This window comes from Actinomadura kijaniata NBRC 14229 (assembly GCF_001552175.1).
GTDB classification, from domain to species: Bacteria; Actinomycetota; Actinomycetes; order Streptosporangiales; family Streptosporangiaceae; genus Spirillospora; species Spirillospora kijaniata.
The window spans coordinates 80,398-98,962 of record NZ_BCQR01000012.1 but is presented as its reverse complement, the minus strand read 5'-3'; the positions used below and the strand labels follow the sequence as shown (position 1 = coordinate 98,962).

General features: G+C 69.2%; 21 protein-coding genes and 1 pseudogene. 16 read left to right on the top strand and 6 right to left on the bottom strand.

Going from position 1 to position 18,565, the window contains the following annotated elements:
- The 3 genes from AKI01S_RS05605 to AKI01S_RS05595 all read left to right on the top strand — a co-directional run.
- The coding region (locus AKI01S_RS05605; protein ID WP_157419676.1) for an SDR family oxidoreductase at window positions 1-2,486 on the top strand (2,486 nt) is incomplete at its 5' end.
- On the top strand, window positions 2,483-2,917 hold the full coding sequence (locus AKI01S_RS05600) for an acyl-CoA thioesterase (RefSeq protein ID WP_067812669.1): 435 nt from the start codon (window positions 2,483-2,485) through the stop codon (window positions 2,915-2,917). The genes AKI01S_RS05605 and AKI01S_RS05600, both read left to right, overlap by 4 nt.
- Window positions 2,918-2,927: 10 nt before the next feature.
- Window positions 2,928-3,731 (top strand): class I SAM-dependent methyltransferase, encoded by an 804-nt coding sequence (locus AKI01S_RS05595; protein WP_067812668.1) that lies wholly within the window; start codon window positions 2,928-2,930, stop codon window positions 3,729-3,731.
- A 112-nt stretch (window positions 3,732-3,843) separates the two neighbouring features.
- Here the strand turns inward: AKI01S_RS05595 and AKI01S_RS05590 are convergent, their stop codons facing one another.
- The 6 genes and pseudogenes from AKI01S_RS05590 to AKI01S_RS05575 all read right to left on the bottom strand — a co-directional run bounded on the left by AKI01S_RS05590 (window position 3,844) and on the right by AKI01S_RS05575 (window position 9,807).
- Complete coding sequence (locus AKI01S_RS05590; RefSeq protein WP_067812667.1) at window positions 3,844-4,251, bottom strand: hypothetical protein; 408 nt, start codon at window positions 4,249-4,251, stop codon at window positions 3,844-3,846.
- A gap of 501 nt (window positions 4,252-4,752) precedes the next feature.
- A pseudogene (locus AKI01S_RS48820) lies at window positions 4,753-4,926 on the bottom strand (acyl-CoA thioesterase); the annotation flags it as partial.
- Between the two features lie 423 nt (window positions 4,927-5,349).
- Window positions 5,350-7,044, bottom strand: coding sequence for an ATP-dependent nuclease (locus AKI01S_RS48815; RefSeq protein WP_083998957.1), 1,695 nt, complete (start codon window positions 7,042-7,044; stop codon window positions 5,350-5,352).
- Between the two features lie 398 nt (window positions 7,045-7,442).
- Entirely contained in the window at window positions 7,443-8,264 is an 822-nt protein-coding gene (locus AKI01S_RS05585) for a phosphotransferase (RefSeq protein WP_067812666.1), read from the bottom strand.
- The gene (locus tag AKI01S_RS05580; protein WP_067812665.1) at window positions 8,261-8,941 is read right to left on the bottom strand and encodes an HAD family hydrolase; all 681 of its coding nucleotides are present in this window, start codon (window positions 8,939-8,941) and stop codon (window positions 8,261-8,263) included. The genes AKI01S_RS05585 and AKI01S_RS05580 overlap by 4 nt, the downstream gene beginning before the upstream one ends.
- Window positions 8,938-9,807, bottom strand: coding sequence for a GntR family transcriptional regulator (locus AKI01S_RS05575; protein ID WP_067812664.1), 870 nt, complete (start codon window positions 9,805-9,807; stop codon window positions 8,938-8,940). The genes AKI01S_RS05580 and AKI01S_RS05575 overlap by 4 nt, the downstream gene beginning before the upstream one ends.
- 310 nt (window positions 9,808-10,117) lie before the next feature.
- Here AKI01S_RS05575 and AKI01S_RS05570 point away from each other — a divergent pair, with 310 nt between their 5' ends.
- The 13 genes from AKI01S_RS05570 (at window position 10,118) to AKI01S_RS50195 (ending at window position 18,537) form a co-directional block, all read left to right on the top strand.
- On the top strand, window positions 10,118-10,531 hold the full coding sequence (locus AKI01S_RS05570; protein WP_067812663.1) for a hypothetical protein: 414 nt from the start codon (window positions 10,118-10,120) through the stop codon (window positions 10,529-10,531).
- 144 nt (window positions 10,532-10,675) lie between these two features.
- Entirely contained in the window at window positions 10,676-11,059 is a 384-nt protein-coding gene (locus AKI01S_RS05565; protein WP_083998941.1) for a WhiB family transcriptional regulator, read from the top strand.
- Window positions 11,056-11,883, top strand: coding sequence for a hypothetical protein (locus tag AKI01S_RS05560; RefSeq protein WP_157419675.1), 828 nt, complete (start codon window positions 11,056-11,058; stop codon window positions 11,881-11,883). Before AKI01S_RS05565 ends, AKI01S_RS05560 begins: the two co-directional genes overlap by 4 nt.
- Window positions 11,880-12,065 (top strand): hypothetical protein, encoded by a 186-nt coding sequence (locus AKI01S_RS05555; RefSeq protein WP_067812660.1) that lies wholly within the window; start codon window positions 11,880-11,882, stop codon window positions 12,063-12,065. The genes AKI01S_RS05560 and AKI01S_RS05555 overlap by 4 nt, the downstream gene beginning before the upstream one ends.
- 106 nt (window positions 12,066-12,171) lie before the next feature.
- Window positions 12,172-12,387: a hypothetical protein gene (locus AKI01S_RS05550; protein ID WP_157419674.1), complete on the top strand. Its 216-nt coding sequence runs from the start codon at window positions 12,172-12,174 to the stop codon at window positions 12,385-12,387.
- The gene (locus tag AKI01S_RS05545) at window positions 12,384-12,725 is read left to right on the top strand and encodes a hypothetical protein (protein ID WP_067812658.1); all 342 of its coding nucleotides are present in this window, start codon (window positions 12,384-12,386) and stop codon (window positions 12,723-12,725) included. The genes AKI01S_RS05550 and AKI01S_RS05545 overlap by 4 nt, the downstream gene beginning before the upstream one ends.
- A gap of 94 nt (window positions 12,726-12,819) precedes the next feature.
- Window positions 12,820-13,440, top strand: coding sequence for a hypothetical protein (locus AKI01S_RS05540; RefSeq protein WP_067812657.1), 621 nt, complete (start codon window positions 12,820-12,822; stop codon window positions 13,438-13,440).
- Window positions 13,441-13,709: 269 nt separating this feature from the next.
- Window positions 13,710-14,408 (top strand): hypothetical protein, encoded by a 699-nt coding sequence (locus AKI01S_RS05535; protein WP_067812656.1) that lies wholly within the window; start codon window positions 13,710-13,712, stop codon window positions 14,406-14,408.
- Window positions 14,405-14,797, top strand: a complete 393-nt coding sequence (locus AKI01S_RS05530; RefSeq protein ID WP_067812655.1) for a hypothetical protein — start codon at window positions 14,405-14,407, stop codon at window positions 14,795-14,797. Before AKI01S_RS05535 ends, AKI01S_RS05530 begins: the two co-directional genes overlap by 4 nt.
- Window positions 14,798-14,868: 71 nt before the next feature.
- Entirely contained in the window at window positions 14,869-15,228 is a 360-nt protein-coding gene (locus AKI01S_RS05525; RefSeq protein WP_067812654.1) for a hypothetical protein, read from the top strand.
- Window positions 15,228-16,496 (top strand): DNA polymerase III subunit beta, encoded by a 1,269-nt coding sequence (locus AKI01S_RS05520; RefSeq protein ID WP_067812653.1) that lies wholly within the window; start codon window positions 15,228-15,230, stop codon window positions 16,494-16,496. The genes AKI01S_RS05525 and AKI01S_RS05520 overlap by 1 nt, the downstream gene beginning before the upstream one ends.
- An 86-nt stretch (window positions 16,497-16,582) precedes the next feature.
- Window positions 16,583-18,199, top strand: coding sequence for a hypothetical protein (locus tag AKI01S_RS05515; protein ID WP_067812652.1), 1,617 nt, complete (start codon window positions 16,583-16,585; stop codon window positions 18,197-18,199).
- A 194-nt stretch (window positions 18,200-18,393) separates the two neighbouring features.
- On the top strand, window positions 18,394-18,537 hold the full coding sequence (locus AKI01S_RS50195; protein WP_157419673.1) for a hypothetical protein: 144 nt from the start codon (window positions 18,394-18,396) through the stop codon (window positions 18,535-18,537).
- Window positions 18,538-18,565: the final 28 nt, after the last annotated feature.

The window sequence follows — 18,565 nt, the reverse complement described above, 5'->3', positions numbered from 1 at the left end:
GGGAGGAGCGGCTCGCGACGCTGCGGTCCGGCGCCAAGGCCGTCCTCGCCGCCAAGGACGTGCGGCGCTGCGTCCTCGTCCAGCGGGAGCCGGGCGCCGCCGGGTTCGCCAAGACGCTGCACCTGGAGGCGCCCTGGGTGGCGACGACCGTGGTCACCGCCGATCTCGACGACCCGGCGGCCCCGGACCTGGTCGCCGCCGAGGCCGCCGCGACCGACCGGTTCCGCGAGGTGGAGCACGACGGCGGCGTCCGCCGCGAACCCGTCCTCACGCCCGTCGAGCCGAACGGCACCGACCTGCCCCTCGGCCCCGGCGACGTGCTGCTCGTCACCGGCGGCGGCAAGGGCATCTCCGCCGAGTGCGCCCTGGCGCTGGCCCGGGAGAGCGGCACCCGGCTCGTCCTGCTCGGCCGGTCCGCGCCCGACGGGGACGCCGAACTGGCCGCCAACCTCGAACGCATGGCCGCCGCCGGGGTCACCGCCCGCTACCTGCGCGCCGACGTCACCGACGCGGCCCGCGTCGCCGCGGCCGTCGCCGAGGCCGAGGCGGAGCTCGGTCCGGTCACCGCCGTCCTGCACGGCGCGGGCGGCAACGTCCCCAAGCTGCTGGAGGAGCTGACCGACGAGGACTACGCCCGCACGATCGACCCGAAGGTCGCCGGTCTGGAGGCGGTGCTCGCCGCCGTCGACACCGCGCGGCTGCGGCTCGTCGTCACGTTCGGCAGCATGACCGGACGCGCCGGGCTGCGCGGCGAGGCCCACTACGCGGTCGCCAACGAGTGGCAGAGCGACCTGGTCGAACGGCTCGCCGCCGAGCTGCCGCACTGCCGCTTCCGCGCCGTCGAGTGGTCGCTGTGGTCCGGCGTCGGCATGGGCGAGCGGCTCGGCTCGGTCGAGAACCTGTCCCGCGCGGGCGTCACCACCATCACCCCCGACCAGGGCGTGCGGATCCTGCGCGACCTGGTCGCCGACCCCGCCGCCCCGGTCGTCGCCGTCGTCACCGGGCGGTTCGGCGAGATGCCCACCGTGTCGTTCGGCGCGGGCGAGCTGCCGCTGCTGCGCTTCCTGGAACGGCCCCGCGTCAGCTACCCCGGCGTCGAGCTGGTCGCCGACGCCGAGGTGAGCTGGGGCAACGACCCCTACCTCGCCGAGCACGTGTTCGGCGGCGGCACCGAGGCCGTCCTGCCCGGCACCGTCGGCATGGAGATCATGGCGCAGGCCGCGGCGGCGCTGCTCGGCCTCGACCCCGAGGGGGACGCGGCGCCGGTGCTGACCGGCGTGGAGTTCCTGCGGGCGATCGCGGTCCCCGAGGACGCCACGGTCACCGTCCGGGTCGCCGCCCTGCGCACGGCCCCGGGACGCGTCGCCACCGTCGTCCGGTGCAGCACGACCAACTTCCAGGTCGAGCACTTCCGCGCCGTCTGCGAGCCGCCCGCCAAGCCCGAGGAGGCGGGGCTCGTCCGGCCGGAGAACGCGGCGCTGCCGCCCATGGCGATCGACCCGCGGAGCGAGCTGTACGGGCCGATGCTGTTCCACGGCCCGCGGTTCCGGCTGATGGGCGACATCCGCCGCGCCGACGCCATGCACGTCACGGCGCGCCTGCTGCCCGACACCCGGGTGGACTGGTTCGGCCGCTACCTGCCGGGCCGCCTGCTGCTCGGCGACCCGGCGGCCCGCGACGCCTACATGCAGCCGCTCGCGCTGTGCGCCCCGACCGTCCTCGCGATCCCGGCGGGCGTCGACCGGCTCGTCCCCGGCCCGCACGCCGGCGCGACCCCCGCGTTCGTCCACGCCCGCTACCGGCGCGACGACGCCTGCTGGGACATGGAGGTCACCGACGAGGACGGCGCGCTGATCGAGACCTGGGAGGGCTTCCGGACCCGGGTCGTCGAGAAGTTCCCGCTGCCCGGCGGGTGGGTGCCCGCCCTGCTCGGCCCGTACGTCGAGCACGCGCTGGTCGCGTTCGGCCTGGCCGGGCGGGCGGCGCTGGACGGCGACCCGGACGGCGCGTCCCGCCGCGAGGCCGCCGCGCTGGCCGTCCGGCGGCTGCTCGGCGGCGACGTCGAGCTGCGCCACCGCCCGGACGGCAGGCCCGAGACGAGCACCGGCGACACCGTGTCGATCGCCCACGGCGCCGGGATCACCCTGGCGACCACCACGCCCGGCTGCGACCTGGAGACCGTCGCCCACCGGGACCGGGACGTCTGGGCCGGGCTCCTCGGCCCCGACGGGTTCGCGCTCGCCGGGGCGCTCGCCGAGGCCGTGGCGGAGGACTTCGACACGGCCGCGACCCGCGTCTGGACCGCCGCCGAGTCCGCGGTCAAGGCCGGGCTGCCCGCCGGCACCCCGTTCACGCTCGACTCCGTGCACGAGGACGGCTGGGCCGTGCTCGCCGTCGGCGACGCGCGCGTGGCCACCCTCGCGGCCGGGATGCGGGGCGTCGCCGAGCCGGTCGTGCTGGGCGTCCTGACGGGGGCCGCGGAGTGAGGGGCTACGAGTACCGGCACATCGTCACGATCGAGGACACCGACCTGCTCGGCAACGTCAACTACGTCAACTACGTCCGCTGGCAGGGCCGCGCCCGCGAGCTGTGCATGCGGGAGTTCGCGCCGGACGTGGTGGCGGGGTTCGACGACGGCGTCCGCCTGCTGACCGTCAGCTGCCAGTGCGAGTACCTGCGGGAGCTGACCGTCTTCGACGAGGTCGTCGTGCGGATGTTCCTCGGCGAGCTGGGCCAGACGCAGATGACCATGACGTTCGAGTACTGGCGGCAGCGGCCCGAGGGCGAGGAGCTGGTCGCGACCGGAGAGCAGCGCGTCGCCTGCGTCCGGCCCGACGAGCGCGGCCACATGGCGCCCGCCCGGATCCCCGAGTCGATGCGGCGCCTCATGGACGCCGTGTCGGCGGGCCGCCGGTGAAGGGAGAGAGATGAACGGTGTTTCCGCCACGGCCCGCTGGACGGCCGCCGCGCGCGCCGACGAGACCCGCCGCGACGACGCCCTGTTCACCGACGACCTGGCCGCCGACCTCGCCGGCCCGGAGGGCTTCGCGCGGTACGAGCGCTACGCCAACCCCGGCACGACCGAGTTCCTCGCCATCCGCACCCGCTACCTGGACGAGGCCATCGCCTCCACGCCCCTCCCCCAGGTCGTCCTGGTCGCGGCGGGCCTGGACACCCGCTCGGTCCGCCTGACCTGGCCGCCCGGAACGGTCCTGTACGAGCTGGACCACGCCGACCTGATCGACTGGAAGGAGAAGAGGCTCGCCGAACTGGGCGCCCGCCACACCTGCGAGCGGCACGCCATCGGCACGGACCTGACCGGCCCGTGGGACGAGCCGCTCCGCGCCGCGGGATGGGACCCGTCCGCCCCCACCCTGTGGATCGCCGAGGGCCTGCTGTTCTACCTGCCCGAGGAGGACGCCCGGACGCTCCTGGCACGCCTGGCGTCCCTGTCCGCCCCGGGCAGCGTCCTGGCCGGCGACCTGCTGAGCCACCAGTCCATGGTCAGCGAGTTCACCCAGGAGGGCCTGCGCCGCCTCCGCGAGGACGGCTGCCCGTGGCTGTGGGGCACCGACGACCCCGAAGAGGCCCTGACCGGCTTCGGCTGGACGGTGGAGGAGGTCAAGGTCCCCGGCGAGGACGGCGCCGCGTTCGACCGCTGGCCCTGGCCGCCCCTCCCCCGAGGCACCGAGGGCTTGCCCATGAACTTCCTGTTCACGGCCTCGCTCTGAGTCGCACCGGTCCCCCGCCGACCGGCGGCACTCGTGCCCTGCCGGGTCCGGGGGCGAAAAGCGCGATGGAGGAGCGGGGCCCCGCTCCTCCATCGCCTCCGCGCGGCTCTCTCTAGTCGAAGTAAACGATCCGGTTCTCCTTGGTGCTGCAGAGCGGCCCCCAGCCGGCTTCGTACTTGCACGCCTTGACATGGATCTTGATCGACTTCTTGGAGGTGCCGACCTTGTAGGAGTAGTCGGCGGTGTCGCCCTTGCCGTCCCACGTCCCCCAGGCGTTGTAGCCGATGGTGACCACGGCGTTGCGCCCGTCCGCCTTGGTGTCGTAGATCTTCCCCTTCACGTAGTGGCCGTTCTTGCAGTCCTTGGCGTAGATGTTGGCGGCGGCGCCCGTCCCCTTGCCGATGGTCTTCACATACGTCCACTTGCAGGTGTACGCCTCGGCGGCAGCGGGCACCGCCACCGCGCCACCCGCGAGCGCGCCGACGAGAAGTGACCGCTGAACCGACCTCTTGATGCGCATGGTGTCCCTTTCCGGTGTGTTCCGGCCGATGTCCGCGCCCGGTCGCGGCTCAGCGCCCCGGACCGACGCCGACCGCGCATGGCCCGTCCCCCCGACTGCCGAGGCGTGGCGACCTTGGCCGGGCGACCGGCCCCCTCGCGGTCGCCGCGCCCGCCGCCCCGACCGAGTGGTCACCAGAGTCGCGGAGGGTGGTTGGAACCAGGTTGGAAAGTGGAAGGAGCGCAGGTCAGCCGCCCCGCCGGAGGCCGGAACCGCACACGGCACGGGCGAGCACGAGCGGGGATGGTCCTCCCGCGGGCCGCGCGTGGGCCAGGCCGTCGCCGCGGATCGGCTCGCGCCCGGCTCGGAGACACTGGCCTGCGGCGACCACCAGTGGCCTGGGGTGAGAGCCCCTGAGACGGCGGCCGGGTAGCGCCGAGCCCGCCATGGCGACCACTCTTGTGATCAACGCCCTGAAGGCGAACGCGGCCCCAGGTGATCCTGGGGCCGCGTTCGGGGTGGTCAGGAGTCGGTGACTCGGATCAGGCCCTCTTGCATCACCGAGACGACCAGGTCTCCGTCCTGGGTGAAGACCTGGCCTCGGGCGAGGCCGCGGGCTCCGCCGGCGAAGGGGGTGTCCTGGTAGTACAGGAGCCACTCGTCGGCGCGGAACGGCTTGTGGAACCACATCGCGTGGATACGAGTCGATCAAGAAACCGGTCAATGACCTGCAGGAGCGTCACTGCCACGCTTCCAGGTTCCATGGTCGGCACACCATGGGCACACACCCAAGATCATTCCATCATCAAAGGCCGGAGTCTGGAGATGGCCTCTTGGGTCTCTGAAGCACCATTAGCAGCGAGTCGCGCCCTGGGAGGGCCGGCCACACTGCCGAGGAGGGTCTCGTAAACGCTCGACCGATCGGATACCAAGCAAACCCGCGAGACCCATCTGTCATCCTGGTCGAGCTCCTCAGTCGCTTCCAGGCCCTATACCTCCGGGAGTACGGGGCTGCCGTCACGACCGTCCGCAACCCGGCGGACTAGCAATCCCCCAGAAACTCCTCCATACTTGCATTACTTTTGATACATCCATGCAATTGAAGATAAAATGAAACCCCTATTCAAAGTATTCTATTAGGCTTTCGGTAAATCTTTCAAGGTCTGGACTTGGATTTTCATGGAGTCCACGCTCAAGTACTTCCGTCACATAAGCAGGGCCCTTTCGCACATCCAGAGGAAACCAGCGCTCGACTTCACCAACTGGAACAACAAATATTCCGATACTCTTTAGATAATCGAGAATTCGCTCGACCGCAGGCACAGCTGCGCCGACTAGAGCGTGAGTACCTCCACGCTTAATTTCGTCCCATCCACTCCTAATCTTTATAACCTCACGGATAGCGGCCTTTTCTGAGTCGACTACAGGACTTGAATCGGAGCGCGCAAGTATAGGCCTAGTTACGTCCTTCAGGTTCTTAACTATGGGGCCTGCACCGAGTTTCTTGGCGTACTCGATCAGGATAGTCAAGTCTTCTTTTATTTGCGCATAATCACCTTCTGCCGCCTGTACGATATCTTTGACCGCGGTCGCATTATTCAAGACATCAATATCGCCGATCACAACGGAACGAACTCCGAAACCATTCATGTCTTTAAGTGCACGCGCGAGGCGCGCCTTACCTCCGACATGAGTAAAAATCAGATCCAGCTCCGATCTTTTCCTTGGGTAGGCATCCACAACTGCCGAATAGAATCGACAGTCCGTATCCGCCTCACAGATAACAATGCCTCGATGAAAGAGTCCATCAAGCATCCGCGAGTAGCGCATAAGCGGATCAGACCAAAGCTGCTCCACCTTTTCGGGCGCAAGGCTTTTGGGATACCTCACCCCGTCGCCATCCAAGGAAAGGCGGATAATATTAAGACCGCGATCCCTGCGTCCATCAATTATTCCTTGCAGCACATCCGCACTATGAGTCGCAATAATCACCTGAGATTGCTGTGGCGTTTCGTCAACCAAAAGGCGCCCCAAAAGGCGAGCTTGCGGAGGATGCAAGAAAGCCTCCGGCTCATCAATTACAAAAATGCTCTTACGGGAGATAATAGTTTCCATGAGGACGCGCACGAAACTACGTACACCATCTCCCTCCTCCTGAACTTTGGGCAATCTGGCATAGTGCGCCAATGTTTCCTGGGTGGGCGGAATCGTTTCATCACCCTCCACGGGCTTGCCCCGATACAGATAAAGCTCTCTAATGGAGTGTCGATTGAGGCAAACTCCAAAGCCAAAAGCGCGCTCTACAAGTCTCGAAAAACGCAATTCTTCATCTCTGTCATCCCACATATTGTGCAGGGGATGTGCAGGCGATTCGGCCGGGTCACGCGGGGGCGCCGATATTGGATGTTGAGCACGATCGGATGCGCCCAGATAGTTATAGAAATGTCCTGAAATACGCGAAAAACTCCTCTTCCAGCTATTGAGGGCAAGATCGAACTCTATCAAATTATCCGCATTAGACCCCGTGAAAATTCCCGTTTGAGTCATTCCGTTATGGTGGCGAAAAACACGAGCTCGCTCATCAAACCATTGTTTAAATTCGGCATCGCTACCATCAATTTTCAACGATATACCCTGGAGCCATGCGCCATTAAATACAGCTTGCGGATAATTGGCCACAGCATTGACTATCTCTGATAGGAGACGGGTTTTTCCGGCACTATTCGGCCCCACAATTACCGTCACGCCATTAGGAGGGAGCTCAATTGTCTCCCCTGAGGCAAATTGCAAGCTTTCTATGTTGACAGAAATCATTAACGCTCCTTAATCATGTCTACCATATAGCGTTAGGGGATCTAGGGTAGAGTCTACTCTCAAGCAGGATCGCATGTCATGGAAACCGATAAATTAAGCTCTAGGCCATGCATCGAAAATCGAGTGGAGTTCCGACCGGTAGCATCCCTAAGACTCAGGGCGTCCTTGAGGAGGCGTTCCTCGAACTAATCCAGCGACTCCGAGAAGTCGCGGCCGGCTTCTATGACCCTGGACTCCGGCGAACCGCACGTCCGCACCGTCGTCTTCGCCGACTGGGCCCCGCCGAGTTTGTCATTGACGACGCGCATCAGATCATCCACGTCTTCGACGTCCTCTGGTCCGGCTGACCCTGCTACGCACCACGCAGTTGGCTGAACTCCCGCACGACTGGGGCCGCGCTACACCCGAGCCGCATCAGCGATGGCCACCCACGGGACTACACGCTCCAGCGGGACACCCGCCCGTTTGGCGAGTTGGGCAACGCGCACGCCGAGTTCAGCCGACGACGACGTTTTCAGCGCCACCACCGCTACGTCATAGGCGGCATCGCCCTTGACCCCGCGCGGATCAATGAACACAGGTCGCCCCGACCGATCGATGATCAAGTTTCCCGGGGAGGCGTCGCCGTGGCAGAGTCCGTCCCCCGAACCGCTACCAAGGTCAGCCAGCAGTTCCAGAGCATGCTCCCGGTGTCGTTTAGGGGCGACATCCCGTCCAGGGGCGAGGTCGGAGAGTTCGTCGTCCTCAAGGCGGCCGCGAAGCCATTCGGACAGGGTCGGCATCTCCTCCATCGGCGGAGCCGCTCCGACCAGGCGGGACAACAGTTCCCCTACTGCTGCCAACGGAAAGGGATACCCGCCCAAGGTGGTGCCAGGAGTCACCCGTTCCGAAACGGTCCAGGTGCCGACCGGGCTGTCGATGATCTCGTAGATCTTCGGACCGGCGCCTACCTGGGCGAGACTCTGAGCCGCAGCGGCCTGAAACCGCCCCGCTGGGTCAGGGCTGGACCTCAGCACCAGCGCACCTCGTTCGGTCGCGACCTCGACCACGAAGCTGTAGCGCGCCTCGAATACGTTCAGCGGCTCGGCCCCATAACGTGCGCAGATCTCAAGGAGTTCGTCCTCAACCGAGGCAAGCCAAGCCTCGCCTTCCCTCTGCCACCGAGACACCACCGAACGCGCAACAGCGTAAGGAACACGGAACCTCCGCTGCCCGCTCAACGTTGCGAGGCCACGAGCGCGTCGGAAATGGTTTTCATCCCTTCCACCACGGCATCAGCTCCCGCCAACCTCACCCTACGGCTGGTGCTCTTGGCATAGCCGATGCTCATCGCTCCGGCCCGCTGCGCGGCCTCAATATCCGAGACGGAATCACCGACCAGCACGCAGGCTGAGGCCGGAACTCCTGCGTGCCGCGCGCCGTCGAGTACCGGCCCCGGTTCGGGCTTCATCGTCGCCGGGGCCCCAAAGCGGCGGCCCACGACTGCAGAAACGTAGTACGCCAGCCCATGCAGCTTGAGGTAGCGATCAATAGCCTCACCAGAGTTGTTGCTGACGATCACGACTCCCCGGCCGCTTTCAACGGCGGATTCCATGACCTCTTGGACATAGGGGGTCGGAATTGCCGAGTTGGCCGCTTCGCACTCGGCGAGCACTTGCTTCTTCTCTAGAACCTCCAGTAGCTCAGGACAGCGCGCACCAGTCCATCGAAGTAGATCCAGGGGGTCGCGCGTCTCCGAAATCGATTCCGGAAGATCAGCCTTGGCGTTCAGAAGAAACGCTCGCAGCCGATCTGCGATGACATGCGCGGGGTACCCCGCGAACAGGTCGCAGACCGGTCCGTCGAAGTCAAGCAGAACGGCGCGGGACGCTCCAACGATCGCTTCCACGTCGGTCATGCCGAGTACTCCCGGCCGATCGTGTTCCACACCGACTCGTACCAAATTTTGGCCTCTTTCACGAACTGCCGTGCGTTGGATGTATCGGCGTCGTCTCCACTGGAGAAGTGGAAAAGGGTGGCATCTTTGCCCATGAGGTCAAACACCTCTTCCGGCCCGTCACCCAGGCGAATCTGATGCCTCACGACTGGATACAGGCCGTAGAACGCCTCTTCTCCGTTAAGCACGTAAAGCTTGAAAGACGGGGACAGATTGTGCACCCGAATCTCGACACTCGCCGACTCGATGAGCCCAAGATCGGCTATTTCGTGGATCACGTCCACGATCCCGTCGATGGCTCGGCGTGAAATACGGTCGGCACGCGCCCTGATCTTCTGGTTCGCCGCTTCTTCGCCAACTTTGCGCGGCAAAGCCAGCTCCTGGGTCGTATCGCACACCAGGATGCGAACTTTGAGCGACTCCGGTCTCAACCGCCCAGCTCGAACCTTGTCCAGAACTTCGATCAGGGTGTTGTGCAGCGTCTCACCAGAGAATCCGGCGAAGTCGACGGATACATGGGGCCTCTCAAAGGCGGCTTCGATGTGGGGCCGTAGCCCCACGGGGCGTTCGGTCTGCACGCGGACGAACGACCCGCTCCCCTGGCGGCTCACGATCAAACGTTCGGCTTGGAGGTCTCGAAGAGCGGACTTCACCGTCTCCCTCGCGACGCCGTAACGCGCAGCCAGCTCCGGCTGGGAGGGGAGTCGCTCCCCAGGCTTGAGCTTCTTCGTGAGGATCGCAGCTCGAAGTTTGTTTGCGATCTGCTTGGACGGTGTCCGTGGGTCGTCGGGGTCGAGTTCACCGAGGTAGTCGCTCTCCACACTCACCCTTCCAGGGTAGGGGCCTGGCTGGCCAAGCCAGAAGAAAACTTCCCAGGCTTCTTGACTTGGCTAGCTAAGCCAGTCCACGATGCATTCAACTGGCCTAGCTAGCCAAGCTGATCGGCAGTGAACGCCAGTGAGACACAACTGCACGTGGCCCATCTGCGGGAGGACGAACCACGAGGTCTCCGCGACCCGGTCCACGAGCACCACCTTCGTGCGGCGCTTGCGCTGCCCAGGAGGCATCGACCGGTTTCGGTCGGTGCGGCCCGGAGTGCGCAAGACCCCAGCGTCCTCTTGATCCCTGGAGGTGCCTATGCGACACAACGGCCGCCCCCCGATCTACGCCAGCGATCTCCCCATCACCCACCTGGACCTGCGTCCGAAACCCGAGCCGAAGACCAAGGGCCGTCCCCCCGAGGGCCCGGAAGCGCTGATTGTGTGTCCCGACTGCCGTTGGTGGGTGGCGCTCAAACGCCACATGGTCCACCCGCACCGCGACCGGCGCCGCCGTCCCACCGACGGCCGCGTTCCCCGCTGCCCAGGCAGCGGCCAGCGCGTCATCGTCAACCTCTCCTACGACACCTGGCGCGAGCAGCTGGCCCAGGCCGTCGCTGACGCCAGCACCCGCCGCGCGGTCCCGCAGTTCACCAAACCGCGCCCACCGGTTCCGCCCGCCGTGCACCAGATCGCCCGCGCCCGGGAAAAGGCCCTGGCCGCCGCCTCCTGACCCACTCCGTCCAACCCGCCGCCCTGGCCCTGCTGGCCGGTTCCCTTGCGAAGCGCTCCGCCCGACTTCCCCACGGGCGGAGCGCTTCGCACATCCCACCCTCTTCCCCTCCCTTACCTGTGATTTCAAGGAGTTGATCGCCTGATGACTACCCCGTCTGCTTCCCGTGTTCATCGCAAGCCCGGCCGCCCGGTGGGCCGCAAGGCCGACTCGGGTTCGGCCCTTCTCTGGCAGCCCGAGCCCGCCGACTGGCAGCGGCGGCCGTGCCTGGACACCGATCTGGAGCTGTGGTTCGGCCCCGAGGAGGGCCGCACCGAAACCCCCGCCGAGGCCGCTGAGCGGGTGCGGGACGCCCGGGAGCTGTGCTCTTGGTGCCCGGTCCGCGAGTTCTGCCTGGAGACCGAGCTGGCGCTGGGCCCGTTCGACCAGCACGGCATCCGCGCGGGGCTGACCGCCGAGGAGCGCCAGAAGCTAATCCGCCGCCGCGCCCGCCGGGCCGGCCGGTCGGCCGGGACGGAGGCGGCGTGAGCAGCACCTACCGGCCCGCCCTGGACGCTGTTCCCCGGATCACCTCCTGGGAGCGCGTTCCGGCTTACCTGTACACCCGTACCGAGCTGGGCCGCATGACCCCCCTTCCAGCCACATCTCCCTTCACGATCTGGAGATCTGTGATGACCCCTGCCCGCACCCAGCACCCCACGTTTGCCCCGGCCGACGAGCTGGTCACCGGCCACAACCTGGCGACCCTCTGCCAGGTGTTCCGGCTGAACGAGTACGACGACCGCGTCATGGCCAGCGACCGCATCAGCCGCTACGGCTCCTACCTGCGGTCCAACAAGGCCAAGTTCGCCGACGACTGGAACGACAGCAAGACGATCACCACCGACCCGGCCGAGTTCACCGCAGCGGTCTGGCAGGTGGCGTGCGGCCCGATCATGTCCCCGCCCTACCTGGAGTGGCTGCCCGACCGCATCCGCCAGGTGGACACCTACCTCAGCGAGGACGACGGCGCCCTGATCGCCCGCGTCGAGATCGCGGTGCCGCGCCCGCCCGAGCTGCTGGTGCTGCGCGGCTACCGCGAGTGGGACCGGGACGGGGGCTTCGGCGACACCGGCTACTTCACCCCCGAGGACCACCTGCTCAAGCACGGCCCGGCGATGCTCACCAGCACCACCCTGCTGCTGCCCGTCCCCCTCTCCGCGCTCACCCGCCCGGCGGCCGAGCGCGACGACCCCGAGCTGCCCGACACCACCGCCGCCAAGACCGCCGTCTGGCGGCTGGCCGAGTGGCTGGACGAACAGCTGATCGACGTCCTGCAGGCGCTGGACGCCGCCCAGGCGGGCCGCGCGTGAGCCGCCTGGTCAAGATCCGCCTGTCCGGCCAGAGCGACGACGTGGCAGGCGTGATCGACCAGATCACCGCCGGGCTGGACGTCGCCGACGTCTCGGCCCCCTACCCCAACCGACGCGACCCCGGCGTCCGCCGTTACCTCACCGTCGTGGTCCCCGACACCCCCGACCAGTCCCGCCCCTGAGGAGGTCTGAGCCCGAACGCGAACGTGCCCTGGCCGGTGCTGACACACCGGCCAGGGCACTGCCGATCCCATCCAGATAGGCCCTGGAGAGACCGTCATGACCATCATGACCCGACCGGTGCCCCAGCGCACCAAGCCGCCCGACCACCCGACGCCGACCGAGCCGCCCGCGCCGTCGGGTCCGGTCTGCCTGAGCTGTCACGACACCGGGCAGATGTGGAATCCGCCCGCCGGGCCGATCCCGTGCCCGCCGTGCACGCCCCCGCCCGTCCGCTCCGACCGGGTCGCCGGCCGAAGCACCCTCGGGGAGGAGCGGCTGTGATCCATCCGCTGCTCAACGCCGACGGCCTGCCCGACATCGCCCGCATGGGCCAGTGGATCGCCGCCTGCGACCACTGCCCTGCCCGCACCCGCCTGACCGACATCGCCTCCTGGGTGGTCGGCCCGCACCAGAGCCAGGCGGTGTACTGCCCCGACTGCTGGCAGCACCAGGCCGCCCGCCTCATCGACCCGCTGTTCCAGCCGCCCGGCCTGCCCGGCTTCGCCTACGTCCTCACCCAGCAGGCCCGCCGCCTGCCCTACCGCGCCCGCCCGACGGCCCGCCGCCTGGCCCGCGCCCTCACCCGAGCGCTGCCGCGCCCGCTCCGCCACGCGAACTGACCCACCCCACCACTTCACCGGCCCGGTGCCCGCCCCCACGGCGGGCGCCGGACCGGTGCTTTCGTCTGCCCGCTCTCCTCCTGCGAGGTACCCGATGTCCCTGAACTCCGCCCTGCTGTCCGGCGTTCGCCCGATCGACCGCTCGCCCGAGCCCGACGGCCTGGCCCTGGCGCTGCAGGCATTCCGCGCCCAGCGGCACCAGGCCGCCATCACCGACACCGCCGCCCTGACCCGCAAGCTCGCCGAACTCAACATCACCCCGATCTCCACCGGGGACCCCACCGACCACGACGACCCCGACGACAGCGCCGACGGCCTGGACGAGTCGGCCCGCGCCGACCTTGCTGCCGGGCTGGTGGGCGACCCGATGCACATCGAGGCCGACGGCACCGTCTCCACCCTGATCGCCATGCCCGCCTGGGCCACCGGCCCCGACGGCACGGCCACGGCCACCGGCCGCTACGTGTGGGCCTGCGCCCGGCAGGGCTGGCTGTGGCTGCGCGCCTCCGACGCCACCGGCCAGGGCCTGGGCGACGCCGGGCCGCTGGAGACCCTGGCCGACGTCGGCCGCGCCCTGACCCAGGGCCCCACCCACACCCTGTACGGCCACCCGCTCCCGCAGGGCGCGGCCGCGCGCCACTACCCGCTGCTGGAGGAGGCCGTGGCCTCCCACGGCGGCGGCCCGCTGGAGTTGGCCGCCCTGGTCACCTGGTAGCCCCAGGCGGCCGTGATGACCCGCCCAGCTCCGGCCGCTGCCGGTCCCGGCGCGGCCCCGCTGCCCACCCGTTCCGGCCCCTGGCCGGGCGGCGGGCAGCGGGCCCGGTCGCCGTGGCCAGCCCGGTCCTGCCCCCGCTGCGGTGGGCCGCTGGACGGCGGCCCCACCCACTTCTACTGCACCCCCTGTGGCCGCGGCCTACCCGCCGCCGACCTGCCCCCGCTCGAACGCCCACCCTCCCCACGCACGACCCCCAGACAGGAGACACCGTGATCAGCCTGCGCAAACACCACCCCACCAACGAGACCGGTCCACGCCAGCCGGGCGTGACCTACCTGCCGCCCACCGGCCACTCCCTGACCCCGCCGCCCACCAGCCGCCTCGTGGCCCCGCCCCACATCGACGACACCGACGACTGCGAAGCCTGGGCCGCCGACCTGTGGGAGCTGCACGACCAGTCCACCCGCGCCCGCCGCTACCGCGCCGTGGGCCACGTCGCCTTCGCCGCGCTGGTGGCGGTGATCGGCGTGACGCTGGTCAGCGCGCTGCCGCTGCGCGCGGTGTGGGAGCTGCTCACCATCGCCGCGACCCTGTACGGCCTGTACATGGCCGTCACCACGGTGTGGAGCTGGAGCACCCAGCACTACCAGTGGACCCGCACCTGGACCCTGCAGGCCGGGTTCGGCTACCGGCCCCGACGCCGGTGGTACGCGCCCGGCCAGATGGTGCTGCTGGTCACCGGCACCGACGACGAGACCGCCGAAGCCCTGTACGGCGTCGAGGAGATGGCCGACCTGACCGCGCCGGTCCGCGAGGTCGGCGACGTCGCGCACGTGCTGTGGTGGATCACCGACCCCGCCATGGACGAGCCCTGGGTGGTCATCCACCGCGACACCCACCCCGCCCAGGTCGTCCCGCTCGGGCGGCTGGCCCCGCTGACGGGAGCGGTCGAGGGAGACCAGCGATGACCACCCACCGCAACCACGGCCCCGACACCGGTTCCGACCGGCGCGGCGGCCTGACCGGCTACCTGCGCGCCCCGGCCGACTGGTCCAAGGGCGAGGTCTGCATGGTCACCGGCATCGCTGCCGGAGCCACCTGGCTGATCTTCACCCACCTCCTGCACGCCCCCACCGGTGTCAAAGCGATGCTGACCGGCATCGTCGCGCTGCTGACCTTCGCCAACTGCCGTCAGCGACACCTGCGCCGCCACGCCCTGACCGACCACGGGCCCCAGAGGGACACCCGGTCTGCGGACGAGCCAGCCGACGGCCTCCACGAGCCCGGCATCAGCCGCACCAACGACGCCGACGGCGACGCGCCAGCGACCGTGCCCGACCCGCGCCCCCAGCCCTGACCGCCAACCTGCCCGGTGCCCGCTCCTGCCGCTGACCGGCGGGGGCGGGCACCGCGGGGAAGGAGTTCGTCTTGTCCTCCTCCACGACCACCCCCGCCCCGGTCACCGCCCCTGCCACCGCCGCGGTCTCGACCGGCCCGCTGCCGATGCGCCCCAACGCCTTCGCCGATCTGGCCGATCAGGTCGCCCAGGTGCTGGACGAGCACGGGATCGCCGTCTACTTCACCGACGACCGCCAGGCCCTGGACCAGGCGCTGTGGGAGTTCATCCACCCCGACCTGGCCGACTCCGCCGCCAACCCCTACGCCGGGTGCGACGCCATCGCCGGGTGCACCTGTCGCAACGAGTACTGCGCCTGCACCGGATGCGCCGACTGCGACCGCTGCCCCTGCCAGGCCGACCGCGACTGCTCCGATGAGGAAGGCTCCTGATGAAGTTCACCGCTGATGCGGCCGCGTTCTCCGAGGCGGTTGCCTGGACGGCCCGGTTCCTGCCGCAACGCCCGGCCGTGCCGGTGCTGGCCGCCATCCGGCTGCACGCCGACGCCGACACCGACCAGCTCACTCTGGCCGTCTACGACTATGACGTGGCCGCCCAGACCACCCTGGACACCGCCGCCGAGGTCGCCGTGGCCGCGCCGGGCACCGTGCTGGTGTCGGGGCGGCTGCTGGCCAACGTCGCCGGGCAGCTCAAGACCGGCGCCGTCGAGGTCATCGCCGAGGACACCAGGGTCCTGCTGCGGCACGGGCGCGCCGAGTTCACGCTGCTCACCCTCCCGGCGGAGGACTACCCGACCCTGCCGGACATGCCGCCGGCCGTCGGGCAGATCGACGGGGCGTTCTTCGCCCGCGCCACCACCCAGACCGCGGTTGCCGCCGGACACGACACCACCCAACCCCTGGTGTGCGCGGTGCGGCTGGATCTGCACCCCGACAAGCCGCTGCGGCTGTTCGCCACCGACAAGTACCGCATCGCCGTGCGCACCCTGCCCACCTGGCAACCGGTCCTGCAGCCCGCCCCCGACGCAGTCACCGAAGCGGCCCCCGAAGTCCCCGACGACGGCTCCGACAGCGACCAGGCCAGCCAGGCGCGGGTGTCAGCGTTCGTGTTCCGGCCGACGCTGCTGGACATCGCCAAGACCCTGTCCGCCCCCACCTCTCTTACCCTGGGCCTGGCTCTGGACGACAAGGGCAAGCCCACCCTGCTGGGAGTGCAGAACGCGGGCCGTACCGTGGTCACCCGCCTGATGGACAACCCCGGCATGGTGGCTGTCGAACCGCACCTGACCGCCGAGCGCCCCGTGGTCGCCGAGGTCAACACCGCCGCGTTCACCGCCGCCGTGCGGCGCGTGGCCGTGGTCGCCGAACGCAACACCCCCATCCGCCTAACCTTCACCCCCACCATCGGCGACAACGCAGGTGGCGGTGAGGGCGAACTGGTGCTGCAGGCCGGGAACGGAACCGAGACGGCCAGCCGGGACGTCCTGGCGATCCACCTCACCGGCGACCTTCCCGACGGCCCGGCGTGCGTGGCCTTCAACCCCACCTACCTCACCGAAGCCCTCGGCGCGCTGGACCCCGGCGTGTGCCGCCTGGCCTTCGTCCCCGACGCCGTCGGCTACCGCTCGGCGCTGCTGACCGACCGCACCGACGAGGTCGACTACTGGCACGTCCTGATGCCGGTCCGCCTCACCGCTTAGAACCCGCGCCTTCCTCAACGGCCCGGCCCCACCCCTGCCAGCTCGGCGAGGGCGGGGCCGAGCCGTGCTGCGCCAAGGAGCCCGCCATGGACCCCGCCTCCCTGCTCACCACCCTGCAGAGCCACGCCCCGTGGATCACCGCCGCCGTAGCGCTGACCGCAGCGGCGGCGATGGCCGCCACTTGGGGCCTGCGCCGCGCCCGCCGCCGGCCCCTTGAGGCCCCCACGACGCGGACCGCGCCGCGTGCCCGGTTGGAGGACGTCACCACCGTGCTGGCCGCGTGCCTGGCCACCGGCGTGGCCGCCACCGGCATGTGGAAGTTCTTCGGCGACGTCCTGGACCTGAACACCCCGCTGCAGGTGCTGCTGTTCGCCTTCGTCGAAGTCGCCATGGTCACCTCGGCGCTGCGCGCCCGCCGCAACGTCCGCGAGTCCGAGACCCACTCGGCCGGGGTCGACGGGGTCGCGGTGTGGGTGTTCACGCTGTTGTCGGCGGTGCTGTCAGCCAGCGACGCCGACGGCATCCGCCAAGCCCTGATCCGCCTGGCCGCCCCGCTGGTGGCCGCCTGGCTGTGGGAACGCGGCCTGGCCGCCGACCGCCGCCACGCCACCGGACGCTCCGGCCGCATCCACTGGCGGCTCACCCCCGAACGCCTCCTGGTCCGGCTCGGACTCGCCGAGCCGACCGGCCGCACCGCCTCTGACGTCGATGTGCACCGCCGCATCGCCCGCTTGGCCAAGGCCGCCAAACGGGTGCGCATCCTGCGCACCACCGACGCCAAACCCCGAACCCTGCGGCGGGCACTGACCCGGCTGGACAAGGCCATGGACGCCGCCGTCGAACACGCCCACCTGGCCACCAACCCCGCCCGACAGCAGGAACTGCTGGCCCAGATCGCGTTGCTCTACCACGCTGCCGACCTGGCCGACCTGACCGTGGACGCGCCCTGGCACAACGCCCCCGACCTCCCCGCAGCCGTCACTGGACCGGTTCCCCCGGCCACCGAGCGGCCGCGGTCGGAGGAGGAGCTGGTGGCGTTGGGGTTCGAGTCGGCCAAGGTCCAGACCTACCTGGCCGACAAGTTCGGACTGGAGCTGGCCACCGGCGACATCACCGCCGCCATGGCTCACACCCCCGGCTCCGCCCCGGCCGCCGCTCTCCGCTCCCGCCTGGGGCTGGCCGCGGTTCCCGCCGACCAGACCCACTCCGACCAGACCACAGACCAGATCGGTGACCGCGCGGCGGACCAGCGCGCAGACCACCCCGGCGACCACTCCGGTGGCCTGGTCTCAGATCTGGTCCCGCAGGTGGTCGGTGGCGCGTCGGCCTACGTCGAAGCGTCCAGCGGCGGCGGGTCGCAGACCCAAGTCTCAGACCTGCCCACCTCCCGCAGGTCCCGCAAGGGCAGCCGATCGGGGTCCCGCCCCGCCGCCAGGTCCGTCTCCCGGTCGGCCGCCAGGTCCGCGGTGCCGTCCTCAGCTCGGGTGTCGCCGTCCGAACGCCTGGACCAGGCCCGCGAGATCGACGCCCGGTACCGCGATCAGCACGGCCGTCCGATCTCGGCCGAGAAGTTGGCCAAGGCCATGCGTATCGGCAAGGTCCCGGCCCTGGAGCTGGTCCAGCAGATCCGCGCCGACCAGACCACCAGCCCGCAGGCCGACCAGGAGACCAGCCAGAAGGTCAGCCGGCAGGCCACGGCCTGACCCCGCCGCGCGCACTTTCCCCTTTGGTGCCCGCCGACACCACATCCCAGGGATTCGGCCACACGGCCCGAACCCCTAGGGAAGAAAGAAGGTCTTGTGTTCGAGCCGATCAGCACCGGCGTGTCCTGGCCGGTGCCCTGTACTGGTACCTGTCCCTTCGCCTGCCCTACGACCCCGACGACCTGGGAGCCCAGGTGGCCAGCCTGCTGCTGTGCTACGGGGCGCTGGGCCTGGCCTGCGCGTCGTTCTACTACCACCTGCCGCTGCTGGGCTATGGACACTTCGCCCTGAGCGCGGCCGTGTGGACCGGCCAGATGGTGCGCGGCTGGCGAAGCTGAACGCCCTTCCCGCCGCCAGACCGCCAGG

Excerpts from the sequence above, each read along its gene's own strand:
- AKI01S_RS05595 (WP_067812668.1), top strand. The coding sequence starts at position 2,928 with ATGAACGGTGTTTCCGCCACGGCCCGCTGGACGGCCGCCGCGCGCGCC.
- AKI01S_RS05590 (WP_067812667.1), bottom strand. The coding sequence starts at position 4,251 with ATGCGCATCAAGAGGTCGGTTCAGCGGTCACTTCTCGTCGGCGCGCTC.
- AKI01S_RS48815 (WP_083998957.1), bottom strand. The coding sequence starts at position 7,044 with ATGATTTCTGTCAACATAGAAAGCTTGCAATTTGCCTCAGGGGAGACA.
- AKI01S_RS05580 (WP_067812665.1), bottom strand. The coding sequence starts at position 8,941 with ATGACCGACGTGGAAGCGATCGTTGGAGCGTCCCGCGCCGTTCTGCTT.
- AKI01S_RS05570 (WP_067812663.1), top strand. The coding sequence starts at position 10,118 with ATGCGACACAACGGCCGCCCCCCGATCTACGCCAGCGATCTCCCCATC.
- AKI01S_RS05565 (WP_083998941.1), top strand. The coding sequence starts at position 10,676 with ATGACTACCCCGTCTGCTTCCCGTGTTCATCGCAAGCCCGGCCGCCCG.
- AKI01S_RS05550 (WP_157419674.1), top strand. The coding sequence starts at position 12,172 with ATGACCCGACCGGTGCCCCAGCGCACCAAGCCGCCCGACCACCCGACG.
- AKI01S_RS05540 (WP_067812657.1), top strand. The coding sequence starts at position 12,820 with ATGTCCCTGAACTCCGCCCTGCTGTCCGGCGTTCGCCCGATCGACCGC.
- AKI01S_RS05530 (WP_067812655.1), top strand. The coding sequence starts at position 14,405 with ATGACCACCCACCGCAACCACGGCCCCGACACCGGTTCCGACCGGCGC.
- AKI01S_RS05520 (WP_067812653.1), top strand. The coding sequence starts at position 15,228 with ATGAAGTTCACCGCTGATGCGGCCGCGTTCTCCGAGGCGGTTGCCTGG.
- AKI01S_RS05515 (WP_067812652.1), top strand. The coding sequence starts at position 16,583 with ATGGACCCCGCCTCCCTGCTCACCACCCTGCAGAGCCACGCCCCGTGG.